This is a genomic window from Hyalangium minutum, from assembly GCF_000737315.1.
GTDB lineage: Bacteria > Myxococcota > Myxococcia > Myxococcales > Myxococcaceae > Hyalangium > Hyalangium minutum.
In genome coordinates, this window is record NZ_JMCB01000017.1 from 209681 (window position 1) to 236292 (window position 26612).

Sequence of the window (26612 nt, forward strand, 5' to 3'; positions counted from 1 at the left end):
GCCCACGCAGTGGGCGGGAGGACACAGGCCCCCGCAGCGCAAAGAGGGCCGGGATGGAATCCCCGGCCCTCTCGCTTCCCCTACAACCTGCCGTCCTGGGTTACTGCCGGTACATCGTCACTTCGAGGGCGCTGTTCGGGCCCGGGAAGTTGTGGGCCTGCACCAGGATGGGGGCGATGTTCGGGTTGGAGCGGTACTCGGTGCCGCTGTTCGTCTTGGCGTACAGGGAGACCTTGTACGTGCCGGGCTTCAGGTAGCTGTAGACGATGGGCTTGTCGATGCAGTTGTGCCAGTCACCCAGCGCCCCGTACACCCACTGGCCCGTCGTGGTGTCCTGGAAGTTGAGGCCGATCTGCAGGGACGGAGACAGCGAGTTGCAGTCGAACGTCACCGAGCCATCCGAGAACTTCCAGGAGATGGAGGCCCCGCCCACCGCGTACAGGTCATACAGCACGGCCACCGGGTTGTACGCCTGCGTCACGAGCTCACCGTTGAAGTAGTAGAGCGGCTGACCCGAGGGAGCGCGAGCGATGAACTCGATGAAGTGCGAGCCCGGATCCAGGTTCGGCGTCTGCAGGCCCTGAGCCGACTGACCCACCGTACAGTCGAAGTTGCGCGGCGCCATGTCATCCAGGGTGATGTCCACCGTGGCCACACCCGCCTGCCCGCAGCCCATGTTCCCCGGGAACCTCCAGTTCAGCAGGGCGTAGGACGTCGGGTTGCCCACGGGCGCCAGGTCCACCATCGCCGTCTTGTTGCCGTTGATGACGAAGGTGCCGCTGGCCTCGAAGATGATCTGGTTCTGGAAGTTCACTGCCTGCAGGGTGAAGTTGTACGAGCCGGGCGCGAAGTCATGCAGGGTGATGCCGTCCGAGCCCGCGGTGTTGCACGCGTACTTGCCGTCGTTCAGCAGCGACTCGCCGGGGATGATGACGTTGACCCCGTACACATCGCGCGCCTGGTCGCAGCGCAGCCCGTTGAACGTCCACAGGAACGTCACGTCGCCGGGGACCGACGGAGCAGGCCGGTGGTCGTCATCGACAACGATGCATCCCGTGGAGACTGAGGCAAGACAGAGGAATGCGAAGAGCAGCCGCGAGTTCATGGAAGCATCCAGTTCGTTGTGGGGACAGGCCGGGTAACCAAGCCGTTGTGCCCTTTAGGACGGGGACCTTCGGGAATTATTCATGAACTCCAACCCCTCTGCCTGCTCGCCTCCCTGCCTCCTCTGCTTTGTTTGACCACCCTGGATCGGAGTGCTACGGCCTGTGTCCATGATGTCGCACCTGATGTCGCACCTGCCCCTGGCGCTCGGCGCCATGAACTACCTGGAGATCATCCGCGGCGCCTCGCTCATCGAGCTGTCCGTGCTCGGGCTGCTCATGGGCGTCTCCGTGGCCTCCTGGGCCCTCATCGTCATGAAGCACAACCAGCTGTCCCGGGCTCGCGCACAGTCGCTCACCTTTCTGGACACGTTCTGGAAGGGAACGCGGCTGGAGGGCATCTACCAGACGGCGCAGAAGCTGGAGGGCTCGCCTCTGTCGAAGGTGTTCTGCGCTGGGTACGAGGAGCTGTCCAAGCTGGCCCAGGTCAAGGAAGGCGCGGACGGAGCCATGAGTGAGCGTCTGGGCGGCATCGAGAACGTGGAGCGGGCGCTGAACCGCGCGGCCACGGCGCAGATCATGGAGCTGGAGTCGCGGGTGCCGTTCCTGGGGACGGTGGGCGCGGCGGCGCCGTTCGTGGGGCTGTTCGGCACGGTGATTGGCATCCTGAACGCGTTCAACGAGATCGCCGACAAGGGCAACGCCACGCTGTCCACGGTGGCCGCACCGGTGGGCAACGCGCTGTTCGCCACGGCGGCGGGCCTGTTCGCCGCGATTCCGGCGGTGGTGGCGTACAACTCGTTCGTCAGCCGCATCAAGATCTTCGACACGGAGATGGCCAACTTCTCCGCGGACTTCCTCAACATCGTCAAGCGGCACTTCTTCAAGTAGGAGCGCGCGCCATGGGTATGAGCGGAGGCAACCGCGGCCAGGGCCGCGTCACCATGAGCGAGATCAACGTCACGCCCATGGTGGACGTGATGCTGGTGCTGCTCATCATCTTCATGGTGACGGCGCCCCTCATTCAGCAGGGCGTCAAGGTGAACCTCCCGGAGGCCAAGGCCACGCCCGTGGAGGCCGCAGACAAGAAGCTGGTGCTCTCCATCGATACCGCGCACCGCGTCTTCATCGGGGACGCCGAGGTGGCGCTGAACGAGCTGGAGACGAAGCTGGCCGCCAACGCCAAGGCCCAGGCCGACAAGGAGTTGTACCTCCATGCGGACCGGGACGTGCCCTACGGCATTGTGGTCGAGGTCATGGCGGCGGCCCAGCGCGCGGGCATCACCAACGTGGGGATGATCACGGACCCAGCGGCGGGTGCGGCGGCGTCCAAGGGAGGCAGCAACACCTCCAAGGGAAGCCCCAAGAAAGAGGCAAAGCGCTAGCCCATGTCGCTCCACCCCGCTGTCGCCCAGAGCATGCTCGTGGCCCGGCCCTCGCGGCTGAGCCTGTTCGTCGGCGTGTCCGTCGCCGGGCATGGGCTGCTGCTCGTCATCGGGCTGGTGTACTCGGCCCTGACAGCGGGGCCGAAGGTGGACCCGAAAATCCCCGTCATCAAGGCCTCGCTCGTGCGCCAGGGAAAGCCGCGCGACGAGAAGCTGCTGCCGCGCAAGGAGCAGCCTCCGCCTCCGCCCAAGGAGGTGAAGGCGCCTCCCGCTCCGCCCTCCGAAGCCGCCAAGCCCCCAGACAAGTCCGTGGTCCCCGTGCCCGTGGCCAAGCCACAGCCTGCCCCTGCTCCGCAGAAGGGTGACACCTCGGGCGAGGACCGGCGCAAGCGGCTGTTCGGTGCCTTCGACAAGACGGCGAAGCAGGCCCCGCCCGAAGAGCTCGAGGGCGCCGAGGACGGCGATCCGGACGGCGACTCCGCCACCGCCGAGGGCGAGCGCTACTTCGCGCTGCTGTCCACCCAGGTCCGCCGCAACTACGACGTCGCCGACACCATCCCCGATGCCGAGCGGATGTACCTCAAGGCGCAGGTGCAGGTGCGCCTGGGCCGGGCTGGCGAGGTGCTCGAGACGCGCCTGGCCACCGGCAGCGGGAACGATCTGTTCGATACCGCCGTGCTGTCCGCGGTGAAGAAAGCCGCTCCCTTCTCCCCTCCCCCTGATCATCTGCGTGACTCGCTCCAGAAGCAGGGGGTCGTCCTGGAGTTCCGCCCGTGAAAGCCCTCCTCCTCTCGCTTCTGCTCCTTCCGATCGCGGCTCTCGCCCAGGCTCCGGTCATCCAGATCTCCGGGGCCAACTTCCGCCCCATGCCCCTCGCCGTCCCCGCGCCCCTGAGCGTGGACGAGGGCGGCAAACGGCTCGCCAATGACTTCGACGAGGCCTTCCTGTTCGACCTGCGCGCCTCCGGCATCTTCCAGGTGCTGGACCGCGCCAGCTTCACCGCCGACCCCAAGGAGGGGATGACGGCAGGCAGCATCAACTTCGCGCGCTGGTCGGACGTGGGCGCCGAGTCGCTCGTAAAGGTGCAGCTGGGCGCCGAGGGCAACACCCTGCGCGGCGAGCTGCGCCTGTTCAACGTCGGCACCGGCCGCGAGGACTTCAAGGCCAGCCACGACGTGCCCAGCACCGAGCCTCGCCAGTTGGCGCACCTGCTCGCGGACGCGCTCTACCGCCACCTCACCCGCGAGGCCAGCCCGTTCCTCTCGCGCATCGTCTTCGTGCGCAAGGCGGGCTCCAACCGGGACGTGGTCGTGTCCGACTGGGACGGCAACAATGCCCGCGCCCTCACCAATGGCGGCATCAACCTGCTGCCCGCCCTGGGTCCCGGTGGCGCCGTGGGCTTCACCTCCTACCGGAAGGGCAAGCCGGACCTCTACATCCAGAAGCCCGGCGAGGAGCCCAAGCAGGTGGAGCAAAGCGGGCAGATGGCCACCGGCATCGCCTTCTCTCCGGATGGCAAGCGCATCGCCTACGCGCTCGCCGAGGGCGAGAGCACCCAGCTCTATGTGGCCAACGCGGATGGCAGCTCGCCCAAGAAGATCACCGACACGCCCTACGGCATCAACTCCAGCCCCGCCTGGTCACCGGACGGCAAGCGCATCGCCTTCGTGTCCAACCGGGGCGGCTCGCCGCAGCTCTACGTGATGAGCGCGGACGGCTCGAGCCCGCGCCGACTCACCTTCCAGGGCAACTACAACCAGACGCCGGACTGGTCGCCTCGCGGGGACCTCATTGCCTTCACCGCCCGCGATGAGCGCAACGCGTTCGACCTGTTCACGGTGAACGTGGACACCGGGAAGATCACCCGCCTCACCCAGGACCAGGGCAACAACGAGGAGCCCACCTTCTCGCCCAATGGCCGCCTCATCCTCTTCACCTCCACCCGAGACGGCACACCCCGGCTCTACGTGATGACGGCGGATGGCAACAACCAGCTCGCCCTGCCCATGGACAAGGCCGGGGGCCTCACGCCCGACTGGGCCCCGGCGCAATGAGCGGTTCGCCGCTGCGCTCGCGCTGGTCGCTGGATCCGGAGATCACCTTCCTCAACCACGGCTCGTTCGGCGCCTGCCCCACCGAGGTGCTTCAGGCCCAGACCGAGCTGCGCGCGCGACTGGAGGCCGAGCCCGTCCGCTTCTTCGCGCGGGAGCTCGAGCCGCTACTCGATGAAGCTCGCGGCGCACTGGGTGCCTTCCTCGACGCGGATCCGGACGACCTGGCCTTCGTGTCCAACGCCACCGCGGGCGTCAACACGGTGCTGCGCTCGCTGCAGCTCTCTCCCGGCGACGAGCTGATCACCACCAACCACGAGTACAACGCCTCGCGCAACGCGCTGGACTGGGCCGCCGGCCGCATGGGCGTGAAAGTGGTGGTGGCCCGGCTGCCCTGGCCCTCTCCCACGCCTCAGGCCGTGGTGAACGCCGTCATGGAGCAGGTGACTCCCCGCACCAAGCTGCTGCTCATCGACCACATCAGCAGCCAGACGGCGCTCGTTCTCCCCCTCCACGAGATCCTCCATCGCATGCGGGAGCAGGGCGTGGAGACGCTCGTGGATGGCGCACACGGCCCCGGCCAGGTGCCCTTGTCCCTTCGCACGCTCGGCGTCGGCTACTACACCGGCAACTGTCACAAGTGGCTCTGCGCTCCCAAGAGCGCGGCCTTCCTCTACGTGCGCAGAGACTTGCAGGCCGGGCTCAAGCCTCTGTCCGTCAGCCATGGCCACAACTCGCCGCGCCGGGACCGCTCCCGCTTCCGGCTGGATTTCGACTGGACGGGCACCCATGACCCCTCCGCGGTGCTCTGTGTCCCTCTGGCCCTGCGCGTCATGGGCGGACTGCTGCCCGGAGGCTGGCCCGCGCTGATGGCAGACAACCGTGCCAAGGCCCTGGCCGCTCGCAAGCTCCTCTGTGAGCGCCTCGGCGTTGCCCCCCATTGCCCCGACGAGATGGTGGGCGCCATGGCCACCGTGGGCCTCCCGGACGGCTACCCCTTGGAGCCCTCGCCTCCGCACTACCTGGACCCGCTCCAGGACCGGCTCTTCTTCGACTACAAGATCGAAGTGCCCATCACCGCCTGGCCCAAGGCGCCCCAGCGTCACCTCCGGCTGTCCGCTCAGGCCTACAACTCGCACACGGAGTACCAGCGGCTGGGTGATGCTTTGGAAGCGCTCCTGCGTTGAGTAGGCTCGCTGGAATGCCTCGCTTTGCCACCATCGACGTGGGCACCAACTCGGTCCTCCTGCTCGTCGCGGACCGAACTCCCGAAGGTCAGTTCCAAGCCATCCTCGAGAAGGCCGAGATCACCCGGCTGGGCCGAGGCGTGGACAAGAGCCGCCGCCTCTCTCCCGAGGGCATGAGCGCCACACTCGAGGTGCTGACGGCCTTCGCCAACGAGGCCCGTGAGCTGGGCGCCGAGGGCATCGCCGTGTCCGCCACCAGCGCGGCCCGGGACGCCCAGAACGGCGCGGAGTTCCTCCAGGCCGCCCAGAAGCAGGCCGGTGTCACCGTGGAGATCATCTCCGGCGAGCTGGAGGCCCAGCTGTCCTTCGCCTCGGCCTACATGGACTTCGGCAGCGAGGCGGCCGGGCCGCTGCTCGTCATCGACATTGGCGGCGGCTCCACCGAGTTCATCTACGGCAACAGCGCCGGCCGGGTGGACTTCCGCCACAGCTTTGACGTGGGCTCGGTGCGCCTCACCGAGCGTTTCATCCACTCCGATCCCGTCCCTCCCGCGGAGCGCGAGCGCGTCACCGCCCACCTTCGGGAGACCTTCTCCTCGCTGCCGCCTCCGCCGCCTGCCTCCGAGCTGGTAGGCGTGGCCGGGACGGTGACGACGCTCTACGCGCTCCAGCACCGGATCGATCCCTACGACTCCACGCGCGTGCACGGTGGAACCCTCACGGCCCTGCAGCTCGGACAGCTGGTGGATCAGCTCTGCTCGCTGCCGCTGGCCGACCGCCGCACCCTGCCCGGCCTCCAGCCCAAGCGCGCCGATGTCATCCCCGCCGGTGCGCTCATCCTGCACGAGGCCCTGCGCGCCCTCGGGCTCGACGAGTGCCGCGTGAGTGATCGCGGTCTGCGCTGGGGGCTGATGGCGCACCGCTTCGGGGCCTCCCGCTCATGAGCTCACTGCCAGCGGTGGCCGCGCCCGCGCCCGCGCGGGACTACTCGCGCGCGCACTACGCCCTCTTCATCCTCACGCAGATCAACCTGGTCAACTACCTCGACCGGTACATCGTCGCGAGCGCCCTGCCCAGCATCCAGAACGACCTGGGCATCAACAACACGCAGGCGGGCCTGCTCAGCACCGTCTTCATCGTGGTGTTCATGCTGGCCTCGCCGCTCGGCGGCTACCTTGGGGACAGGATCCCCCGGAAGTACCTCGTGGCGGGCGGGGTGCTCCTCTGGAGCCTCGCAACGGGGGCCTCGGGTCTGGCGGGCACCTTCGTGACGCTGCTGCTCGCGCGAGCTGTCATCGGCATCGGCGAGGCGGGCTATGGCGCGGTGGCGCCCTCCATCATCTCGGACCTCTACCCGCGCGAGCTGCGCACGCGGATGCTCGCGTTCTTCTACATCGCCATCCCCGTGGGCGCCGCGGCGGGCTACGGCCTGGGTGGCTTTCTGACCAGCACGTACTCGTGGCACGCGGCCTTCTTCGCGGGCGGAGTACCGGGGCTCCTCCTGGGGACGCTGGCCTGCTTCATGCCCGAGCCTCAGCGCGGCGCCATGGACGGGCCGGACGCGCAGACGAAGCTGCCCTTCCGCGTGGGGCTCAAGGGGCTGGCGGGCAACAAGGCCTTCTGGGCCACCACGGCGGGCTACACGCTGATGACGTTCTCCATCGGCGGGCTGGGGCAGTGGATGCCCACATATATGGTGAGGGTTCGCGGGATGGCGGAGGGCCAGGCGGGCCTCCTCTTCGGCGGCGTGACGGCCGTGGCGGGCCTGCTGGGCACGGTGGCGGGCGGGTGGCTCGGGGACAAGATGGACCGGCGCCGCGAGGGCGGTGGCCTGCTCCTGTCCGGCGTGGGCCTGCTGCTGGCTTCTCCGTTCATGTACCTCGCGCTGCACCTGGAGTCCGAGGTGGCCACGTTCGCCGTCATTGGCGTGGCGCAGTTCCTCATCTTCCTCAACAGCGGCCCCATCAACGCGGCGATCGTCAACTGCGTGCAGCCCTCCTTCCGCGCCTTCGCCATGGGGCTGAACGTGCTGTGCATCCACATGCTGGGAGACGCCATCTCGCCCACGCTCATTGGCGCCATCGCCGACGCGTCCACCCTCACCCGAGCCATCGAGGTGAACGCCGTGCCCGTGCTCTTCGGCGGTATGGCGCTGCTCATGGGCGCGAAGCTGTACCACGAGGCCGTCCCCCGCCCACGCTGAGCAGGGGACAGCCGGTGAGGCGCTGGGTTCACGCGCCCCACGGTGGCTCGCCCATCAGCGAGAGTAGGAACTCTGGGCCGGGAGCGATGGAGGGGCTTGCTGGACTGGCTGCCTCCTGCTCGATGGCCTGTGTGGCTAGTTTCTCCATACGAGGGTTCGCTCCGAGGAGGGGCTGCCCTGAAGAGGAGACAGCCATGCCCACCTCCATCGCAACCCAAGCTGGAGGGCAACCGACAATTCGCCCCCAGGTCTCCGTGTCGCGCACCATCCTCATGTCCACGGTGGCCGCGCTGGGAGGGTTCCTCTTCGGCTTCGACACCGCGGTCATCAACGGCACCATCAGCGCCGTGCAGGCCACTTTCCAGGCGAGCGAGTGGGTCCTGGGACTGACGGTGTCCGCGGCGCTCGTGGGCTCGGCCGTCGGAGCCTTCTCCTCGGGCCACCTCGCGGACCGCCTGGGCCGGCCTCGCACCATGGTCATGGCCTCGGTGCTGTTCCTCATCAGCGCGCTCGGGTCGGGGCTCGCGGGCTCGCTCTGGAGCCTGGGGCTGTGGCGGCTCGTCGGCGGCGCGGCCATCGGCATGGCCAGTGTCATCGCTCCGGCCTACATCGCGGAGATCTCCCCGGCGCACCTGCGGGGACGGCTCGGCTCGCTGCAGCAGATGGCCATCGTCATCGGCATCTTCGCGGCCCTCATGAGCGACTACGCCCTGGCCACCCAAGCGGGCTCGGCCAACTCCGTGCACTGGCTGGGCTTAGCAGCCTGGCGGTGGATGTTCTTCTCCGCGGTGCCGCCCGCGCTCCTCTACGGCGTTGGAGCGCTCCTCATCCCCGAGTCCCCGCGACACCTCGTCGCGCGCGGGCGCGAGACAGAGGCCCTGAAGGTGCTCCAAACCATCGTCGGGGACCTCGCGCCCTCCAAGCTGGTGGAGATCCGCGGCACGATCCACACCACGAACGCCGCCCGGCTGAGGGACTTGCGCGGGCCTCGGTTCGGGCTGCTGCCCGTGGTCTGGGTGGGCATCGTCCTGGCGATGCTCCAGCAGTTCGTGGGCATCAACGTCATCTTCTACTACTCGAGCGTGCTGTGGCAGGCGGTGGGCTTCTCCGAGCAGAGCTCGCTGGCCATCACGGTCATCACCAGCATCACCAACATCGTGACGACGGTGCTCGCCATCCTGTGCGTGGATCGATTCGGGCGGAAGCCATTGCTGATCGTGGGCTCGGTGGGCATGGCGCTCACGCTCGGGGTGCTGGCCTACCTGTTCGGCACCGCGGGGCTCGATGTGCATGGCAACCCCGTGCTGCACGGCAGCAGCAGCGTGCTGGCGCTGATCTGCGCCAACCTGTACGTGTTCTGCTTCGGGTTCTCATGGGGCCCTGTGGTGTGGGTCATGCTGGGGGAGATGTTCCCCAACCGCATCCGGGCGGTAGCCCTGGCGCTTGCGGCGGCAGCGCAGTGGGTGGCCAACTTCGCGGTGTCCGCCACGTTCCCCACGCTCCAGAGCGCGGGCCTCGGGCTGGCCTACGGGCTCTACACAGCGGCGGCGGTGCTCTCGCTCCTGTTCACCGTGAAGTACATCCGCGAGACGAAGGGCAAGGAGCTGGAGCACATCGAGCACGAGACCTGAGCGAAGGCGGTCAGGCCCTCCAGCGTGGCTCCTTAGGAACGGCTCTCGGCGGGGACAGCCTGCTCGACGCGAGGGCGGTACTCCCCGGCCAGAGTGTCCACCTCGGCGGCCAGCCGCTCTCCGTCCTGGAGCAACAAGGCCTTGAGCCGCGCGCGGCTACCGAGCGTGAAGAACACGCTGATGTCTCGCCAGATGCCCGCCCAGCGCTCCAGGAAGTAGAGGGTGAAGAGGGCCAGCGGCGGCACCCCCACCAGCGCCACGACGCCCCACCCCCAGCCGCCCCACAGCCACGCAGCCACCGTGAGGCCCGGCCACCAGAGCAGTGACATGAGGAGCGCGCCCAGGAACTTCACCGTGGCCTGCGTGTCCAGCTCGCTGTTGCGCGAGGCCAGCCGGGGCACCTGGTATGGCAGGCCAAACAGCACCACGCCCAGGATGAACAGCGGGAGGCCCAGGCACAGGGCCAGCAGGTTCTTCACCACGAACGTGGCCACCTGCCCGGACTGGTACACGAGCGTCAGATCCTTCGGATCCGCGTGGACCAGTTCCAACCGGCGCCGGAAGGACATGAGGGACGAGCGCACCTGCTCGAAGCGCTCGGGCTGCTCGGAGCGGAAGAGCTGCAGGCCCCGAGCCCAGTGTTTCAGGCGCTCGCGGTCGGTCTTCTCGCCTTGGCGGAACGCATAGAGCTGCTCGGCGGTCTGGATGAGCGGCAGGTCCTCCCAGTGCGACATGTTGAGGGTGACGGCCTTGAGGCCCTCGGCGATGCGCTCCGTGAGCTGCCGGGCCGCTTCCTTCTCCGCTCCATCTCCGGCGTCGGGGCGCGGCAGGAACGGCAGCACCTCGATGGCGGACCCCACCTCGATGAGGACCTCGCTGCGGAAGAGGTTCTTCTCTCCGTAGGTGAAACCGACGGGGATGATGCGAACCGGAGCTCCCTCGCGCGCGGCTCCGAGGGCAATGCGGGCCGCGCCCGTCTTCAGCTCCGCGAGCATGGGCTCCGAGTGGCTCCTGCCCTCGGGGAAGATGGTGATGGCGCGGCCCTGCACGAGGGCGGCGCGGGCGGCGTCGAGGGTGCCCTCGTTCTTGACCGTCTGCCCGGGGTTGTCCTGCTTGCGGTAGACGGGCAGCGCGTGGAGCCCCTTGAGGATCCACCCGATGACGGGCATCCGGAACAGCGGCTCCTTGGCCAGGAAGGTAACCTGGCGGTGGGTGATGACGAAGACGAGCGCCGGATCGATGAGGGCGTTGGGGTGGTTACCCACGAAGATGATGGGGCCCTCGGGCTTGGCAGCCGGGGCATTCACCTTCAGCCGGTAGAAGAGCCGCAGCGCCAGGGACACCAGACCACGGATGAACGCGTAGAACACGGCGGAACTCTACACCGAGCCTGGGACGCGGGGGCGGCTGGGAGAGCACTCACCGCTTGGTGCGAGACTTGGGGGACTTCGTGCTGCGGCCCTGCTTGCTGGCTTTACGGCCGGCGGGCTTGGGCGCAGGCCCGGGAGTGAAAAGCTCCTGGACGGAGTCCACGGTGACCGCCTTGCGGAGCCAGAGCTTGAGCTGAGACAGGTCCGTGCAGGCCCTCAGACGCTCCCGGGTTGAGTCATCCACCTCAAGTCCCCGGGCATCGAGCACCTCGAACAGGGCGGTGAGCTCCCCATCGTGGAGCCCCTGCTGCAGCCCCTGCTGCAAGCCCTCCTGCAAGCCCTCCTGCAACCCCTCCTGCAGCCCCTCCTGCCTCCCCTTGGCGATCCATTGGCCAACGAACTCAGTCTGATACTCGTAGCTGCCACTCTTCATCAGCGCCTCCAAGGCTCTGCGGGCGGCCTCGCTGAGCGAGGACACAGCCAGGTCAACGTAGAAGCTGGAACGATCCGCATCAAGGCCCCGAGACGCCCCAATAACAGCCTGAGCAATGGCAGCCCCCACCTCCTCCCGCTGTCCATGTGCCATCGCCGACAGAACCGCCAACTCAGGATCTTGCTCGGCTGCCTGCTTGTCCACGACTACGGGGATGGAATCCGGCCCAGCCACCAGCGGCTGGAGTGTGAAACCGGGATGTCCCAGCTCGATGGGCTGAGCACACCACTTGGCAATGGCTGCATCCGGAGCAACCACCAGCAGTGCGGTCGGACACCCCACCCGAGAGCGCAAGCTCGTGAGGTACAGCGGCCAGCTCTTGCGCTTGTCCTCATCCCTCGACAGCTGAACCTCCACCACAATGGCGAAGATGGGCTGACCGTTCGACAGCAGGATCACCAGATCCGCCCGGTACTCGGTGGGCACGACCTGAGTGAACTCCGCGGACTCCACTCGAGCCTCGGACCAGACCGGCAACGTCAATCCCAGCGCATCCTGCAAAAGCTCGGGCGCCAGCCTGGGGCGATTGCGGAACAGGACCAGGAGGCCCTCATGAAGCATCGAAGCCATGGCGCGACACCCTAGGAGGTGGGTCTGACGCGTCCCAACCTCCCAGGTTCACCGCCCGCTTCACTCGCACCCATCCCCCAGGCCCGCGTCAGGGGAACGCGTCCACCACTTGGATGATGCCCTTCGAGTCCTGGACCACCGCCGTCCCTCGCTCCGGGCCCGGGTAGGCGATGATCCCCTCCCCGTCCTTGTCCCACCGGGGATCCACGAGCACCCCGCAGAAGGGGACCTCGTAGAAGTCTCGCAGCTTGCCGCCCTCGTAGTAGCGCACGTATGCCCGGTCGTACCGGCCGAACACCCGGTGGTTCGCCACGTACAGGTACCCGGCGATGCTCATGTCCTTCAGCTCGCCCTCCTCCACCTTGGGCAGCGACATCACGAACCGGCTCTTGTAGTGCGCCGAGCCCGGCCGGTTCTGCGTCTCGTCCACCACCACTGGGATGCGGTCGCCGACCTTCAGCCCCATGCGCTGCATCTGATCGACGGCGTCCGGCGGACACACCATCACCGGAGGCATCCACTTCGGGCGCTTGGACGTCACCACGGGCGCCGGAGCGCTCACACACCCGGCCCCCAGGCCCACCGCGAGCCCAGCGGCCAACACTCCCCGGAGGCTCTGAGCCATCGCCACACGCACCTCCTAGAAGACCCCGATGCTGAAGTGGAACTGAGAGGCCGGCTCGTTGAAGTCCTCGTCCGGGTCCAGGTTGAAGCCCAGATCGAAGGCCAGCGGCCCCACCGGCGTCACGTACCGCAGCCCTACGCCCGCCGTGTAGCGCAGGATCGTCGGATCGAAGTTCGTCCGGTCTCCCCACAGGTTGCCGGCCTCGAGGAAGAAGCCCAGATCCAACGAGCGGAAGGCCGGCAGCCGCAGCTCCGCCTTGCCCAGAGTGAACAGCTCGCCACCCTGGCTCAGCGGCGCCTGCCCCGCCAGCACCGCCACCAGCTCCGCGGGGCACCCCTGCGGAGTAATGACGGCGCGGCAGTCGAGCAGCTGCCGGCGCACCTCGGCGCGCTGGTCCTCGGGCAGCAACCCATCCTCGCGGAAGCCGCGCAGGCTCGAGGAGCCCCCCAGGTAGAACAGCTTCGAGCCGATGGACTGCGCGTTCGGGGACAGCGGCACGATGGTACCGGCCCGGGCGGACAGCGCCAGGCTGGCACGGCGGCCCAGCGGCGCATAGACGCTCACGCTGCCAGACAGCTTCAGCTCGTGGATGGGGAAATCCGCGACCCTGTTGCCCAGCGCATCCGTGGGCGCCACGCTGAGGTCCCGGGTGAACTCGGCGCTGCCGGAGACCAGCAGACCCTTGCGCGGATTGGTGGGCTCATCCCGGAAGTCGAGCGTGGAGGTTCCCCGGAGCGAGTACAGGGTGAAGATGCCGTACGGGAAGCGCAGCCGCTCCTGGTCTGCCCGGCTCAGCACGTTCAGCACGCCGCTGCGCGAGCGCAGCCGGTTGTGCTCGAGCTCGCCTTGGATTCCCAGGCTGAGCCAGCGCGCCGCAGGCCAGTCCAGACCGCCCACCGCCGCGAACCGGGTGGAGAGATACGAGGGCCGGTGAACGCGCTCACCGATGAGATCCACCCGCGCGCCCGTGTCCCTCGGCAGCAGGAAGAAGTTGAGGCGCGGCTGGGTGAGGGCCACGTTGCCACGCCCGCCCAGCCCTTCCCAGCCTCGGATGGAGTCGTCCTGGACGCCCCCATACCGGCCCGAGAAAGCCTCCTGGCTCCAGCCCACGTAGTTCACCTTGGCGCGCGCCAGCAGGTTGAGCCCGCGCCCGTCCACGTTCGGGAACGCCGTGTCCAGCGTGACGCGTGGACCGTCCACCAGGAAGTAGCCGCCGGACACCTCGCCGTCGATGCGCGGCCGCTCCTGCACCGTCACCAAGATGTCCTTGATCTCCTCGCGACGGTTCGGCTCGCGCAGCTGCACCTCCACCTGGCGGAAGATGTTGAGCCGCGCCAGCCGGCGGCGCCCCTCCGCCAGCTTCTCCAGATCCAGCGGCTTGCCCACCTCCAACGCGAGCAGCGCGCGCACAGTCCGCTCGTCCGAGCGGGTCAGCCCCTGGAAGATGATGCGGCCCACGCGCACCTGAGGCCCCGGCTCCACGCGCAGGAAGACCTTCACGTAGCGAGGATCCTCCGTGTTGGGCTCCGTCTTCACCTCCACCCGGGCGAACAGGTACCCCTGCCGCGCCACCTCCTGCTCCAAGTTCTGGCGCGCCCGCTCCACCGCCTCCTCGCTCAGCGAATCCCCAGACGCCAAACCCACGCTCTCGGTGCCCGTGCCCTGCGGCAGCCCATCGACGACCACCTCGTCGACGCGCACCTCCGAGCCCTCCTCCACCTCGAACTCCGCCACCGCCGTGCGCGCACTCACATCCACGTCCAGCCGGCTGAAGTGCACTTGGGCCTGGGGGAAGCCGCGCTCGCGGTAGGCCTCCGTCAGCACCTCCGCCGCGCCCAGGTACGCTTCCTCCACGAACACCCGGTGCGGATCCGGCGCGAGCGGCACGGAGCGGGGCCCTTGCCCACTCCGCCCATCCACCTCCAGCGGATCATCCCTCAGCGGCAGCGTCAGCTCGGGCACCGGATCGCGGGTGCGGATGATCTCCGCGAGCACCTCTCGCAGCACGCCGCTCGGCAGCGCCCGGTTCCCCCGGAAGCGCACCTCCGTCACCGTGAGCGGCCGTCCCTCTTCGATCTCGAAGGCGAGCACGGCCTCGGCATGGTCCGGCCGGCGCACCTCGCGCGGGGTGACGCGCACGTCGTTGAAGCCCCGGTAGCGATAGAAGACCTCCAGCCGCCGGGCCAGGGTCCACACCACCCCGGGATCCAGTACCTCGGTGCCGTCATAGGCCAGGACGCGCTCCAGGACCACGCCCGGGAACTGGTGGTTGCCATGAAAGTGGAGCGTGTAGCGAGGCCCGGCGGAGACCGGCAGCGCCACCGTGGCAAGCCCCTGTTCCAGCGTCACCGTGGGAGCCCCGACCCGTGCGCGGTAGTAACGCTGTTGGCGCAACACGGTCCGCAGCTTCTCCAGCCCCGCGTCCACCCGCGCCTGATCGAGCACCACTCCAGGCTCCAGCCCGAGCGCTTCCAGCAGCGAGGACAGCGGCAGCCCGGGACTTCCGGTGAGCGTGACGCGGCCCACCCGGGTGGGCTGGCCCTCGTCCATCGTGAACACCAGCACCACGCCCCCGGGAGAGGGCTCCTCGGAGACTCTCAGGTAGGCCTGGTCATAGCCCTTGCGGTGGTAGGCCTGCTCGACGGCGGCACGGGCCCGATCCACGCTGTCCGGATCCAGCGGCGCATACTCCGGCAAGCCGCTGGCCTCGCGAATCTCATCATCAGACAGAGCGACGTTGCCCTCGATGACGAGCCGCACGAGCTGCTGCACCGGGGTGAGCTGGAACACCAGCCGCACCCCGCCCCTTACATCCACCGTGCGGGCCTCGACGTTGGTGAAGCGGCCGGTGTTCCACAGCGCCTCCACGCTCCGGCGCACCGCCAGCGTCGAGAGCACCTGCCCACGTCGAATGGTGACCAGGTCCGCCAGCCCGCGAGTGTCCGAGCCCGGCGGCAACCGGAGCTCCACCTCTTTCACCTCCTGAGGCTCCTGCTCCTGAGGCTCGGCGCGCGCCTCGGCCGCCGACGGTGGCTCCTGGGGAGCCATCCCCGCCAGCGCCAGGCCGGCCCACAGCAGACACACGGCGAGCGCTACTCGACCTCCCAGCTCAGCTTGAGCTCGAGTCCAAGGTTGCCGAACGAGGCTTCGCTGTTCTCGTTGTCCCACTGGGCCTGCGCGGAGAGGCGGTTGTCGAAGCGATACTCGGCCCGGGCGCGAGTTCCACGCCCGCTGACTGGCTGCGTCATGCCGATCTTAAGCTGATCGCTCAGGATCTTCGACTCCAGTTGTGCGGTCGGCTCCGCTTGCCTGGTCGCATCGTTGTACGTGGTGGAGATCTGAAAGGACAGGTCTCTCAGCACCGGGTTGCTGGGCAGGAAGCGCTTCACCTGCTTGTCCAGGCCGGACACATTGAAGAGCGCCTCGGCGGCCAGGCCCGCGCTGGCCGAGGCCGCCGTGTCCTTGTCCGTGCTCGTCACGCCCAGGGTGAGGAGGGAGACCACATCGCCTTCGGCCAGGGAGGGCTCGGAGGAGAAGAGCACCTGCGGGTCCGCGGGCCGACCGAAGGCGTGCACCTTCAGGGTGTACTCGCGCACCTGCGTCTGCCCGCGCACGTCGAACACGAGATCGATGCCATAGCGGTCCCGGAGCTCGACCTCGGCTTGGGTAATGGTGAACTGGTTGTTGCGGAAGAAGGCCTGACTGCCCTCCTCCGCCTCCACTCGGCCGAGCACGCCTGGGCGCACGTTGGTGCCCGTCAGCCGCAAATCACCCAACAACCGGGCGCGGGCCAGGTTGTTGTCGACCCGCACGTCCTTGAGGTGAACGCGCACGTCATACGTGAGGAACTCGGGAGCCTTGTCCGCCGTGGTGGGGAGCACCGACGCGGTGCGCCGCCCGAGGTTCTTGAGCATGGAGTCCAGCTCCAGGCCCTTCTGGTAGCGCAGCCGGAGCAGGTCCACGTCGCCCGCGAGCAGCAGTGCGTCCGGGGTCCCCGTGAGCTGCAGCCCGCCCGAAGCGGTGATGGGCAGGTCGTCCGAGTACCGGTACGTCACGTCCTCCAGCTCCGCGGCCAAAGAGATCTTGTCCGGCGAGAAGTTCTTGAGGGTGATCTCACCGCTGGCAGTGGCACGCCCCTCGTTGAGCAGGCCTCGGAAGCCCTTGAGCAGCACGCCCTGCTCGGTGAAGGTGGCCAGGCCCGACACGGCGCGCAGCGTGACGGGGCGGCCCCTCGCGGAGACCCGGAGATCGGAGACAGAGGCCTCGCCGACCAACGAGGGCTTGTCCAGGTTGCCGGAGGCCTGGCCCTGGAACTCCACCCGGCCACCGGTGCGCTCCACCTCGGGCAGCAGCGACTCCGCCACCCGCAGGTCCATGCCACCGCGCACGTTCAGGTCCAGAGCACGAGGCCCCATCCAGCCCGCACCGGACACCTCCAGGTCCGGCCCGCGAAAGGTGAAAGGCTCCACGTTCAGCCGGCCGCCCATGTAGCTCAGTGAGATGGGCCCTTCGTTCTGGCCCCGGAAGATGCCTCGCGCCAGGGACAGTTGGTCCACGAACGCCGTCACCTGCACGGCCTCATAGTTGCGGATGTTGCCCTGCGCGCTGAGGGTCCCCTTCAATGAGCCGGACATGCCCTGGGTCACCGCGTTCGCGGGCAGCAGCGGGCGGATCTCCGGCAACTCCAACGCCACGGACAGCTCGTAGGGGAACGGCTCACGTACCTTCATCGTCAGGAATCCGTTGGCGTCCTTGAAGAGCTGGCCAGAGACCTCGAAGTCCCGGCCCGTCATCTTGCCCACCAGGTGCATCGCGCCCAGGTCGCGGTCCGCGAAGGTGACGCGCGGGCCCTTCAGCGTCCCTTCGACGATGGGCAGCGTGGAGTTGCCGCTGACCGTGCCCTCCAGCGTGAGCGTGCCCTCCATGCCCATGCGCGTTGCGAGCTCCGGCCCGATCGCCTCCGCCAGGGAGAGGTTCTCGCCACCGAAGCGGTAGTCCAGCCCACCCGCGAAGGTAAAGGTGCCCTCCACCCAGCTCTTGCCGAGCGGCCCCTCGAGCGTGGTGCGCTCCAGCACCATCTCCTTGCCATCCACGAAGCGCAGCCGCGAGGAGCCATCGCCCATCCGGCGCCCGTAGTAAGTGGTGTTCTTGAAGTCGAACGCCACCAGCCCCTCGAAGCGGTCCACTGGGCTGTCGATCTCCACGCGCCCCGAGGCCAGACCGGCGATGGTCCCTTGCATCACGGCGATGTTGGGGTGGAGCCCGGCGATGACATCGATCAGGTCCTCGGTGCGGCCCTGCGGCACGTTCACCTCGGCCTTGGCGTGCAGCGACTTGCCGAAGGTGAGCGCGGCCTTGCCGAAGTACTGGGTGCGGCCCTTCTGCCCGGTGATCGTCGGGAAGCTCAGGACCAGATCCTCGTACGTCGCCTTGCCCTGCACCACCCCCATCCCTAAGCCCCAGAAGGTGAAGTCCCGGAAAGAGACGTTCGAATCCACCTTCACGTCCACGTACGGCCCCGCCACGGTGAGGTTCGCCGTGCCACGGCCCGCCCAGGGCAGCCCGGCCACGGCCCCGAAGTCGGAGAGCTCCAGGTCGCCATCCGCGCGCACGTCCAGCCCGCGCGCCGGGTCATAGAAGAGCGTGACGTCCGTGTTCATCCGCGAGCGGCCCGACTCCACCTGCCCGTCGATCGTCACCCGGTCCGAGAGGATCTTCAGGGTGGCCTGCACCCGGCCGCGGTCGAACTCCAGCAGCGTGAGCCCCTTCTGCTCGGGCGCGTCGTAGGCGCGCGTGGCCAGTACGAAGTGGCCGGTGCGCAAGTCCGCCTCTCCCGAGAGCTGTGGCCGAGGCAGGATCGTCCCGGTGAGGCGCCCTGTGACGGTCGCCGGAAAGTCCACCCAGGAGCCCTTCACCCCCGACTGCGCGAGGATCCGGCCGAAGGACGCGTCATACGTCTTCACGTCCAGTTCCACCGGGAGGCCCGGAGCCAACCGGACCGTGCCGCTCACCTCGGCACGCCCGTTCCCCACGGGCACCGTCAGCTTCTCCACTTTCACGCGCTCGCCCTGGTAGTGCAGCTGCGCCGTGAGGGAAGTGGGCCCGTAGCGGTCATAAGCCAGGTTGTTCGCGGACACCTCCACGGACACGCTGGGCGCAAGAGGCCGGCCCGTTACCGTGAGGCGCGTCCACACATGCCCCGACGCGGGCCGCTCCAGCAGCCCCGCCTCCTTCAGCGTCCGCAGCGGGAGGAACACCTGCGCATCCAGCGCGAGCACCGGCTGGCACAGGGACTCCACACGGCCCGAAGCGCTCACCGTCGCATCGTCCAGCGCCACCTCAGCGCGGTTGAGCTGCAGCAGCTGCTCGTCCACGTCCAAGCCGCCGCTGAGCACCAGCCGCCCCAGCAGCAGCTCACCACCGCTGGGCCCCAGCACCACCACACCGCGACGGGCCTCCACGTCGAACTCGGAGACGCCCCAGCGCTCCTTCCACCCCACGTCCAGATCCGACACTTCGATGCGCCGTCCGTTGGGCAGAGCCACTCGCACCTGCGCGCCGGTGAGCGCCAGCCGGGAGATCTTCAGCCGCTCCAGTGGCTTCAGCGGGCACGGAGCCGGCTCGCCTGGCTTGGCGTTCGCGGACGGCTGGGACAGATCCAGCGCCACACGAGGCCGCTGCACGCGCAGCAGATCCAGCGCCACCTTGCCGGAGAAGGGCCGCGTCAGCCCGAGTTGGACCTCGGCGAGATCCGCGGCCAGCAGCGGCGTGTCCGTGCCAGGCGCGAACAGCGAGAGTCCTCGGATGATGACCTTCTGCCCCAGCGGATCCAGCTCACACTGGCCGATGCCCACATCCAGGCCGATGAGGTCCGGCAGGTTGCGCCGCGCGAGCGTGCAAGCCGTCTCCCAGGCCACGGACGTACGAAGGGCGAAGATCGCCCCCACGATGAGGAGAGCAATCACCAGCAGCGCCCAACGCGCGCCCTGACGGCTGTTCGTGGCCAATGCCGCTACAGCTTACCGAGCCCTTCGAGGTAGCGGTCGATCTCCGCCAAGTCGATCTTCGAGCCGGCTGGCCGGCTGCTGGGCGAGGGAGCAGGCTGGGTCGGTGCGCCCGCCTCGGGGGGCAACGCCGAGCCCACCAGGCCCAGGTTGTCCGCCACGCGACGGATGAGTTCCTCGCCGATGGACTCGTGGCGGGACAGAAACGCCTCGAAGAGGGCGTTGTCGCACAGGGTGTTGATGACGCGCGGGGTACCGCCCGAGGCCTTGTGGATGGCCAGCAGCGCCTCGGACGTGAACGGCAGCCGGGGCGAGCCCGCCAGCCGCAGGCGGTGCTTCACGTAGGCCTCGGTGGACTCGGCGGTGAAGGGTTCGAGCTTGTACCGGAAGGCCACGCGCTGGGCGAGCGGCGGGTCCAGCTTGAGGTTCTTCTCGATCTCCGGCAGCCCGAAGAACACGAAGGAGATGAGCTTGCGCTCCGGGACCTCCAAGTTCAGCAGGCCGCGGAACTCCTCCATCAGCTCGCGCGTCTCCAGCATCTGGGCCTCGTCGATGAGGACGACGGCCTTCTTACCGGACTCATAAATCTGAAGGAGCCGCTGGTAGAGCTGGGACAGCAGGGCCAGCTTCTCCTGGGCCGGGTTCTCCACGCCCAGCTGCAGGGCGATGCGGCGCAGCAGCCAGTTGGCGGTAATACCCGAGTGGATGATGACGAGCAGGGCCGCCTCGTACTCGGACTCGGGCAGCGAATCGAGCATGCGCCGGGCCAGCGTCGTCTTCCCCGCGCCAATGTCGCCCACGAGGATGGACAGGCCCTTCATGTACCCCACGGCGTGCATCAGCCGCGTCAGCGCCTGCGAATGCTGCGTGGAGTTGTAATAAAACCGGCTGACTGGAGCGTTGGAGAAAGGCTCCGTGGTGAGCTCGAAAAAGTCGAGATAGGTCGTCATGGGCTCGCCGGACGTGGACTAGACGTAGCCTACCTTGCGGGCCTTCGGAGCGCCCGCGTTAGCTGCGGCCGCAGGAGGAGTTCCTCCGCCCCCGGGAGGCTTGCCCTTCGGGCCCGCCGTGGCGATGGGGTCGTCCTCGGGGGAAACCTCGGCGGACAGCCGCGCCACCTGGGAGGAGACGTCCCGGTACTTGGGGTCGAGCTTGGCCACCCGCTGGTAGTGGTAGAGCGCCTTGCCGTTCTCGCCCATGCCCTCGTAGGCCGCCGCCAGCTCGAACCCCAGCGCCTTGGCCACCTCGTCCTTGGCATGCTCGCTGGCCAGGCCCTCCTTGAAGACCTTGACGGCCTCGGCGTGCTCGCCGCGCATGCCATGGAGCATGCCTGTCATGGTGATGCAGTCCAGCTCGCGCTTGGTGCCCATGCACCCCTTGCGCGCCACGGCGAACTCGCCCAGCGCGTCGTCGGTGAGGCCCATCTCCTTGTAGGCGATGCCCAGGTCGTAGTGCGTGTCCACGTCCTCGGGCTTGACGACCTTTTCAAGGCCCTTCTTGAACTCGGCGAAGACCTCCTCCACCGAGTACTGGAAGTCGTCCTCGCCCGAGGAGGGAGCCGGAGAGGAGTCCGCCAGCCCATCGAGATCCCCGGCCAGCTCCGCCGCGAGGTCGAACGCATCGCGCTCGGCGGGAGCATCCATCGGATCCACGGCGGGCACCTGCATCGTCGAGGTGTCGGTCTCCTCCGTGGTGGGCGCGGCGTCGCCTCCGGACTCCATCTGCTCCAGGCGCGCCATCAGCTCGGCGGCGCGCTGGTGGCCCGGGAAGGCGATCATCACGGTCTCGAGGATCTCGCGCGCTTCCTCGGTCAGGCCCTGGTCGAGGAAGAAGCTGGCCTCGTCGCACTCCTCGGAGGCGGGCTCCTCTTCCGCGGCGGCCGGCGTCTCTTCGGTCTGAGAGGCGGCCTCGGGCTCAGAGTACTCCGAGGCCATGGGCTCGTCCGCGGGAGGCTCCACGGCCAGCACGGCGCCGACCATGGTGGCGTCCTCGGCCTCGTAAGCCGGGTGGCCCGCGGAGGTGGTCTCCGTCTCGAAGGTCTCCTCGACGGGGCTCCTGCCCACGCGCGTGGGCACCCCCTCGTCGTCGCCCAGCGCGGTCCCCGCCTCCATCGAGTCGTCCTGCTGGAGCAGGTGCGCCGCGGGCATCCCCGGGCGCGTGGGCGGCGCATCGTCATCCCCGAGCGCCATGCTCTCATCGCCATCGGCGATGGGCTCGTCCCCGACGGTAACGCCGGGCTCGTCCACCATGTACTCGGCGGACTGCGCCTCGAAGGACATTTCCTCATCGCCCGACCCGGCGACGAGCGGCTCGTCCAGGATGTTGGTGGACGTCGTCTCGTCGGCGGCCACCAGGGCCTCGTCGCCCCCGACGTCCAACGAAGTCCCATCGTCCGCGCCAAAGGCATCGCTCTCGCCGGAGACAATCGTCTCGCCGACCAGCGCCTCGTCGCTGATCACCGACTCCGAGGGGCCGTCATCGACGATCTCGTCGGAGTCCTGCGAGCCGATCGCGGCCAGCGCCAGATCATCCCCGGTTGGCTGAGCGAGCGCGTCCTCGGGCGCCTCGGCGACGACGATCTCCTCGTCATTGGACTCGACGAGGATGGCATCCTCCTCCAGCGACTCCACCTGGGCGGCCGCAGGGGCGGCCTGCTCCACGCGCAGCACGGCAAGGAACGCGGGAACCTCGGGGTGGTTGGGGTTCTGCTGGAGGATGGCGGCCAGGTACGGCTGGGCGCGAGCCGCGTCCGAGCGACGGGTGCACAGCCGGAGCACGTTGAGCAACTGCTCGCTGGCCTGCACCGTGTTCCCGGCGGAGACGTAGATGTTGTAGGCCTTCTCGTGCGCGTCGAGGTTCTCCGGATCGACGGCGAAGATCTTCCGCAGGTGCTCCAGCGCTTTGTCGTGGAGGCCGTACTTGACGTAGACGTCTGTCTCCGTGAGCAGCTTGGAGAGCTGCTCGCGCGTGAGCGGCCCCACCGGCAGCGGCGTCATGACCGCCGGACGAGTAGCGGGAGCCGGCGCTGGGGCAGGAGCCGGTGCGGGAGCGGGCCGCGTGGGCGCAGGAGCGGTACGAACGGGAGCCGGAGCGGGCTCGGGAGCCGGAGCAGGCCGAGCGGGCGCGGCGCGAGCCGGCGCAGGCGCGGGTTCTGGAGCCGGAGCCGGGCGAGTGGGCGCGGGGCGAGCCGGAGCACGGGCCGGAGCGGCGGAAGCCTTGCGCGCGAGCAGATCCTCGTCTGTCGGATCCACCTCGGCGATCTTGTCCCAGACGCCGTTGGCCTCGTGGGTGCGGCCGGAGTCCTGGTAGACCTTGGCGAGCTCCTTGTAGACGGAGACAGTCTTCGCGGTCTGCCCCAGCCCCTGGAACGCCTGGGCCAGCATGCTCAGCGTCTCGACGTCCCGGCCATCGGCCTTGAAGGCCACCTGGAGCCGGGCCAGGGCGCGCTTCTGATCGCCCTTCTCCAGGTACATCTTGGCCAGCTCCTTGGCCAAGCCAATGTTCTCAGGCTCGAGCGCGGACAGGCGCTCGGCCACACGCACGTAGTCATCCGTGCGGGCGTTCTTCTTGAGGTAATCGGCAGCGCGCTTGAACTCGGCGACGGCCTCCTTGGTGAGGCCCTCCTTCGCGTACAGCTCGCCCAGCTTGATCTTCGACGCCACGTTCTCGGGGTCGAGGTCGACCATCCGCTTGAGCGTGTCGAGCAGCCGCCGGGTATCGCCCGCCTTGTCGTAGTGGTTGGCGACGATCTGGAAGTACGCCATCGCCTCGGACATCAGCCCGAGCTGCTGGTGGAGCTCCGCCAGCTTCAGGTTCACGTCCAGCAGCTCCGGGTTGAGCTTGAGGACCTGCTTGTAGAGCGCGACGGCCTTCAGGAAGAAGCCGTCCGAGGAGTAGCTCTCAGCGACCTTGGTGAAGTAGTGGGCGGCCTGGCCGTTGTCGTTCTTCTTGACGTACAGCTCGCCCATCTTCTGGAGGACGCGAATGTCCTTGGCGTCCACCTCGAGGACCTTCTGGTACTCCTTGATGGCCTTGTCGTAGGCGCCCTTCGCGACGAGCTTCGCGGCGGCTTCGATGATCTTGTTCTTGTCCATCGAGCAGGGCTTCCGGCCGGTCTAACCCCTCGGAACTTCTTGGGGTTTCCTGCGTCCTTTGGCAACGGCGAGGGAAACCCGAGGCTATCGGAAGAGGCTCTCGCGGGTCAAGAAATCGCCGGGTCCCCCCTGAGGCGGATCAGGGGGTTGCGTGAACAGTCAGCAAGCAACCAGGCTCAGGGGGTCTCTTCGATGGCCTTCTTCAGGCGGTGACTGCCCGTCTCACTGGCGAGCAGCCGCTCCACGAAGCGGGTGTCGTACTGGCCTTCCTGGAAGGCGTCCTCCGCCAGAGCGGCCCGGTGGAACGGGATGTTGGTGCGGATCCCCTCCACCACATACTCTCCCAGTGCGCGCTGCATGCGGCGGATGGCCGTGGGCCGGTCCTCCGCATAGACGATCAGCTTCGCCAGCAGGCTGTCGTAGTATGGCAGCACCGTGTAGTTCTCATACGCAGCAGAGTCTACACGCACCCCATAGCCACCCGGCACGCTGTAGCCGGTGATCTTCCCAGGCCAGGGGGCGAAAGTGACGGGGTCCTCGGCGTTGACGCGGCACTCGATGGCGGCGCCGCGCATCTGGATGTCCTCCTGCTTGAAGCGCAGGGGGTGGCCGTAAGCCATGCGGATCTGCTCGCGAACCAGGTCAATGCCCGTGACGAGCTCCGTCACCGGGTGCTCCACCTGGATGCGGGTGTTCATCTCCATGAAGTAGAACTGCCCGTTCTCGTCGAGCAGGTACTCGATGGTGCCCACGTTGTTGTAGCGCAGGCGCTTCATCGCATCGACGGAGACGCGCCCCATCTTCTCGCGCAGTTCCGGGGTGATGGCCGGCGAGGGGCTCTCTTCAATGAGCTTCTGGTGCCGCCGCTGCACGGAGCACTCGCGCTCGCCCAGGTGGATGATGTTGCCGTGCTCGTCTGCGGCGATTTGGATTTCGATGTGGCGCGGCTTCTCCACGTACCGCTCAATATAGAGATCACCGTTGTTGAAGCTGGCCACCGCCTCGGCCGCCGCCGTGGAGAACGCCTGCGACAGCACCTCCGGCGAGCGGACGATCTTCATCCCCTTCCCGCCACCGCCAGCCGCAGCCTTGATGATGACCGGGAAGCCGATCTCCCGGGCGATCGCCTCGGCCTCCTTCGGGTCCCTCACCACGCCCGCGCTGCCCGGCAGCAGCGGCAGGCCCGCCTCGCGCGCGGCCTGCTTGGCGCGCACCTTGTTACCCATCAGCCGGAGCATCTCCGGCCGGGGGCCAATGAAGCGAATCTTGCAGTTCTCACACACCTCGGCGAACTCGGCGTTCTCCGAGAGGAAGCCGTAGCCGGGGTGAATGGCGTCCGCGCGGGTGATCTCCGCGGCGGACAGCAGCTGCGGCACGTTGAGGTAGCTCTCCTTGGACGGCGGAGGGCCAATGCACACCGCCTCGTCGGCGAAGCGCACGTGCAACCCATTGGCATCCGCCGTGGAGTGCACCGCCACTGTGGCGATGCCCAGCTCGCGGCAGGCGCGGATGACCCGCAGGGCAATCTCCCCGCGGTTGGCAATCAGCACCTTCTTGAACACGCCCAGCCTCCTCGCGCCGCCGGGGCCGGCACGAGGCCGGCCCACACGCGGACTATGCCGGCTCGATGCGGAAGAGCGCCTGGCCGAACTCCACCGGCTGCCCGTTCTCCACCAGGATCTCGGTCACACGCCCTGCCATCTCGGCCTCGATCTCGTTCATCAGCTTCATGGCCTCGACGATGCAGAGCACCTGACCCTTCTTCACCACCGAGCCCACCTCCGCGAAGGGAGGCTGGTCCGGGGCGGGCGTCCGGTAGAACGTCCCCACGAACGGGCTCGTCATCAGCTGGCCGGGCTTCTCCGCCGGCTTGGCCGGAGCGGCGGCCGCGGGGGCCGAAACCGGAGCCGACGGCCGAGCCGGAGCCGGGGCCGCGTACTCCATCGGCAGCGGAGCCACTGGGCTCACCGACGGAGTCACTGGCGCCGCGTGGTGAACAATGGTGGGCGCGGGGCCATGGCCGCGGCGGATGTAGAGCCGCTCATCGCCCTTCTGCCACACCAGCCGCGTCACATCCGACGCCTCGAGCATCTCCACGATCTGCCGGAGCGCGTCCACGTCCAAGGAAGTCGCCCCGGGTGCGCGGTCACTGCCACTGGCCGGCGTGGGCTCGGTCTCGCCCCGCGTTGCTTTGCGCTTCGTCGCCATCTGTCCCCTCCGCCCAGGCTTGGGCCTGGACTAGCCCCCGGTGGCCACGCGCGTGAGATACTTGCCGTCGCGCGTATCGATCTTCAGCACATCCCCCTCGTTGATGAAGAGCGGGACGTTGACGGTGTAGCCGGTCTCCATCGTCGCGGGCTTCATCGCGCCGGACACGGTGTCGCCACGCACGCCCGGATCGCACTTGGTGACCTTGAGGTCCACCGAGTTGGGCAGCGTCACGCCAATGGCCTTGCCGTTGTAGAAGAGCACCGAAACGTTGATGTTCTCCTTGAGGAAGTTCTTGGCCTCTCCGAGCACCTTCTCACCAAGGAAGGTCTGCTCGTAGTTCTTCGTGTCCATGAAGTAATAGTCGCCGCCCTGGAGATACAAGAACTGCATGTCCTTGTCCTCGATGTCAGGCCTGCCCACCTTCTCGCCCGACTTGAACGTGGGCTCGAGGTTGCGGCCGGTGATCAAGCTGCGGATGGTGGTCCGCGTGAACGCGGAGCCCTTGCCGGGCTTCACGTGCTGGAACTCGAGGATCTCGAACGGCTCCCCGTCGATCTCGATCTTGAGTCCCTTGCGGAAATCGGAGGTATCAATGACACCGGCCATGGAAACAGCTCCTTCGGACTGCTGAAAAAGTCCGAGGTGTCTAGCCGATGCGCCCCCCTCTGGAAAGGGGAAAGCGGTG

19 protein-coding genes are annotated in these 26612 nt (G+C 68.0%); 8 read left to right on the forward strand and 11 right to left on the reverse strand.

Features of this window, described 5'->3' with window-relative positions:
- Positions 1 to 100: 100 nt before the first annotated feature.
- Positions 101 to 1105 (reverse strand): hypothetical protein, encoded by a 1005-nt coding sequence (locus tag DB31_RS34430; protein ID WP_044195990.1) that lies wholly within the window; start codon positions 1103 to 1105, stop codon positions 101 to 103.
- Between the two features lie 181 nt (positions 1106 to 1286).
- Here DB31_RS34430 and DB31_RS34435 point away from each other — a divergent pair, with 181 nt between their 5' ends.
- From DB31_RS34435 to DB31_RS34470, 8 genes are all read left to right on the forward strand, one after another.
- Positions 1287 to 1994 carry a MotA/TolQ/ExbB proton channel family protein gene (locus DB31_RS34435; protein WP_157232316.1) on the forward strand — a complete coding sequence of 236 codons (708 nt, stop codon included), beginning with the start codon at positions 1287 to 1289 and terminating at the stop codon, positions 1992 to 1994.
- A gap of 11 nt (positions 1995 to 2005) precedes the next feature.
- Positions 2006 to 2488 carry a protein TolR gene (gene tolR, locus DB31_RS34440; protein ID WP_063769291.1) on the forward strand — a complete coding sequence of 161 codons (483 nt, stop codon included), beginning with the start codon at positions 2006 to 2008 and terminating at the stop codon, positions 2486 to 2488.
- Between the two features lie 3 nt (positions 2489 to 2491).
- The gene (locus DB31_RS34445) at positions 2492 to 3265 is read left to right on the forward strand and encodes a TonB family protein (protein WP_044195993.1); all 774 of its coding nucleotides are present in this window, start codon (positions 2492 to 2494) and stop codon (positions 3263 to 3265) included.
- Positions 3262 to 4542: a DPP IV N-terminal domain-containing protein gene (locus DB31_RS34450; RefSeq protein WP_044195994.1), complete on the forward strand. Its 1281-nt coding sequence runs from the start codon at positions 3262 to 3264 to the stop codon at positions 4540 to 4542. Before DB31_RS34445 ends, DB31_RS34450 begins: the two co-directional genes overlap by 4 nt.
- Complete coding sequence (locus DB31_RS34455; RefSeq protein ID WP_044195995.1) at positions 4539 to 5726, forward strand: aminotransferase class V-fold PLP-dependent enzyme; 1188 nt, start codon at positions 4539 to 4541, stop codon at positions 5724 to 5726. Before DB31_RS34450 ends, DB31_RS34455 begins: the two co-directional genes overlap by 4 nt.
- Positions 5727 to 5740: 14 nt before the next feature.
- Entirely contained in the window at positions 5741 to 6670 is a 930-nt protein-coding gene (locus DB31_RS34460; RefSeq protein ID WP_044195997.1) for a Ppx/GppA phosphatase family protein, read from the forward strand.
- Entirely contained in the window at positions 6667 to 7929 is a 1263-nt protein-coding gene (locus tag DB31_RS34465) for a spinster family MFS transporter (protein ID WP_044195999.1), read from the forward strand. Before DB31_RS34460 ends, DB31_RS34465 begins: the two co-directional genes overlap by 4 nt.
- Before the next feature lie 194 nt (positions 7930 to 8123).
- On the forward strand, positions 8124 to 9560 hold the full coding sequence (locus DB31_RS34470) for a sugar porter family MFS transporter (protein ID WP_044196000.1): 1437 nt from the start codon (positions 8124 to 8126) through the stop codon (positions 9558 to 9560).
- Between the two features lie 32 nt (positions 9561 to 9592).
- Here DB31_RS34470 and DB31_RS34475 read toward each other — a convergent pair whose 3' ends face one another.
- The 10 genes from DB31_RS34475 to efp form a co-directional block, all read right to left on the reverse strand.
- A complete protein-coding gene (locus DB31_RS34475; protein ID WP_044196002.1) occupies positions 9593 to 10930 on the reverse strand; it encodes a lysophospholipid acyltransferase family protein in 1338 nt (445 codons plus the stop codon).
- Positions 10931 to 10979: 49 nt separating this feature from the next.
- The gene (locus tag DB31_RS34480) at positions 10980 to 11993 is read right to left on the reverse strand and encodes a hypothetical protein (RefSeq protein ID WP_044196004.1); all 1014 of its coding nucleotides are present in this window, start codon (positions 11991 to 11993) and stop codon (positions 10980 to 10982) included.
- Positions 11994 to 12081: 88 nt separating this feature from the next.
- On the reverse strand, positions 12082 to 12618 hold the full coding sequence (locus DB31_RS34485) for a hypothetical protein (protein WP_157232312.1): 537 nt from the start codon (positions 12616 to 12618) through the stop codon (positions 12082 to 12084).
- A 15-nt stretch (positions 12619 to 12633) separates the two neighbouring features.
- Entirely contained in the window at positions 12634 to 15666 is a 3033-nt protein-coding gene (locus DB31_RS34490; RefSeq protein WP_083969047.1) for a POTRA domain-containing protein, read from the reverse strand.
- Positions 15667 to 15710: 44 nt separating this feature from the next.
- Positions 15711 to 19625, reverse strand: coding sequence for a translocation/assembly module TamB domain-containing protein (locus DB31_RS34495; protein WP_044196008.1), 3915 nt, complete (start codon positions 19623 to 19625; stop codon positions 15711 to 15713).
- 5 nt (positions 19626 to 19630) lie between these two features.
- Positions 19631 to 20572 (reverse strand): ExeA family protein, encoded by a 942-nt coding sequence (locus DB31_RS34500; RefSeq protein WP_044196010.1) that lies wholly within the window; start codon positions 20570 to 20572, stop codon positions 19631 to 19633.
- Between the two features lie 18 nt (positions 20573 to 20590).
- Complete coding sequence (locus DB31_RS34505; protein WP_044196012.1) at positions 20591 to 23716, reverse strand: tetratricopeptide repeat protein; 3126 nt, start codon at positions 23714 to 23716, stop codon at positions 20591 to 20593.
- 176 nt (positions 23717 to 23892) lie between these two features.
- The gene (gene accC, locus DB31_RS34510) at positions 23893 to 25278 is read right to left on the reverse strand and encodes an acetyl-CoA carboxylase biotin carboxylase subunit (protein WP_044196014.1); all 1386 of its coding nucleotides are present in this window, start codon (positions 25276 to 25278) and stop codon (positions 23893 to 23895) included.
- A gap of 52 nt (positions 25279 to 25330) precedes the next feature.
- A complete protein-coding gene (gene accB, locus DB31_RS34515) occupies positions 25331 to 25924 on the reverse strand; it encodes an acetyl-CoA carboxylase biotin carboxyl carrier protein (protein ID WP_044196015.1) in 594 nt (197 codons plus the stop codon).
- A gap of 30 nt (positions 25925 to 25954) precedes the next feature.
- Positions 25955 to 26533 carry an elongation factor P gene (efp, locus tag DB31_RS34520; protein WP_044196016.1) on the reverse strand — a complete coding sequence of 193 codons (579 nt, stop codon included), beginning with the start codon at positions 26531 to 26533 and terminating at the stop codon, positions 25955 to 25957.
- Positions 26534 to 26612 lie beyond the last annotated feature (79 nt).

Excerpts from the sequence above, each read along its gene's own strand:
- efp (WP_044196016.1), bottom strand. The coding sequence starts at position 26,533 with ATGGCCGGTGTCATTGATACCTCCGATTTCCGCAAGGGACTCAAGATC.
- DB31_RS34485 (WP_157232312.1), bottom strand. The coding sequence starts at position 12,618 with ATGGCTCAGAGCCTCCGGGGAGTGTTGGCCGCTGGGCTCGCGGTGGGC.
- DB31_RS34490 (WP_083969047.1), bottom strand. The coding sequence starts at position 15,666 with ATGGCTCCCCAGGAGCCACCGTCGGCGGCCGAGGCGCGCGCCGAGCCT.
- DB31_RS34465 (WP_044195999.1), top strand. The coding sequence starts at position 6,667 with ATGAGCTCACTGCCAGCGGTGGCCGCGCCCGCGCCCGCGCGGGACTAC.
- DB31_RS34445 (WP_044195993.1), top strand. The coding sequence starts at position 2,492 with ATGTCGCTCCACCCCGCTGTCGCCCAGAGCATGCTCGTGGCCCGGCCC.
- DB31_RS34460 (WP_044195997.1), top strand. The coding sequence starts at position 5,741 with ATGCCTCGCTTTGCCACCATCGACGTGGGCACCAACTCGGTCCTCCTG.
- DB31_RS34455 (WP_044195995.1), top strand. The coding sequence starts at position 4,539 with ATGAGCGGTTCGCCGCTGCGCTCGCGCTGGTCGCTGGATCCGGAGATC.
- DB31_RS34500 (WP_044196010.1), bottom strand. The coding sequence starts at position 20,572 with ATGACGACCTATCTCGACTTTTTCGAGCTCACCACGGAGCCTTTCTCC.
- DB31_RS34430 (WP_044195990.1), bottom strand. The coding sequence starts at position 1,105 with ATGAACTCGCGGCTGCTCTTCGCATTCCTCTGTCTTGCCTCAGTCTCC.
- tolR (WP_063769291.1), top strand. The coding sequence starts at position 2,006 with ATGGGTATGAGCGGAGGCAACCGCGGCCAGGGCCGCGTCACCATGAGC.
- DB31_RS34480 (WP_044196004.1), bottom strand. The coding sequence starts at position 11,993 with ATGGCTTCGATGCTTCATGAGGGCCTCCTGGTCCTGTTCCGCAATCGC.
- accB (WP_044196015.1), bottom strand. The coding sequence starts at position 25,924 with ATGGCGACGAAGCGCAAAGCAACGCGGGGCGAGACCGAGCCCACGCCG.
- DB31_RS34470 (WP_044196000.1), top strand. The coding sequence starts at position 8,124 with ATGCCCACCTCCATCGCAACCCAAGCTGGAGGGCAACCGACAATTCGC.
- DB31_RS34505 (WP_044196012.1), bottom strand. The coding sequence starts at position 23,716 with ATGGACAAGAACAAGATCATCGAAGCCGCCGCGAAGCTCGTCGCGAAG.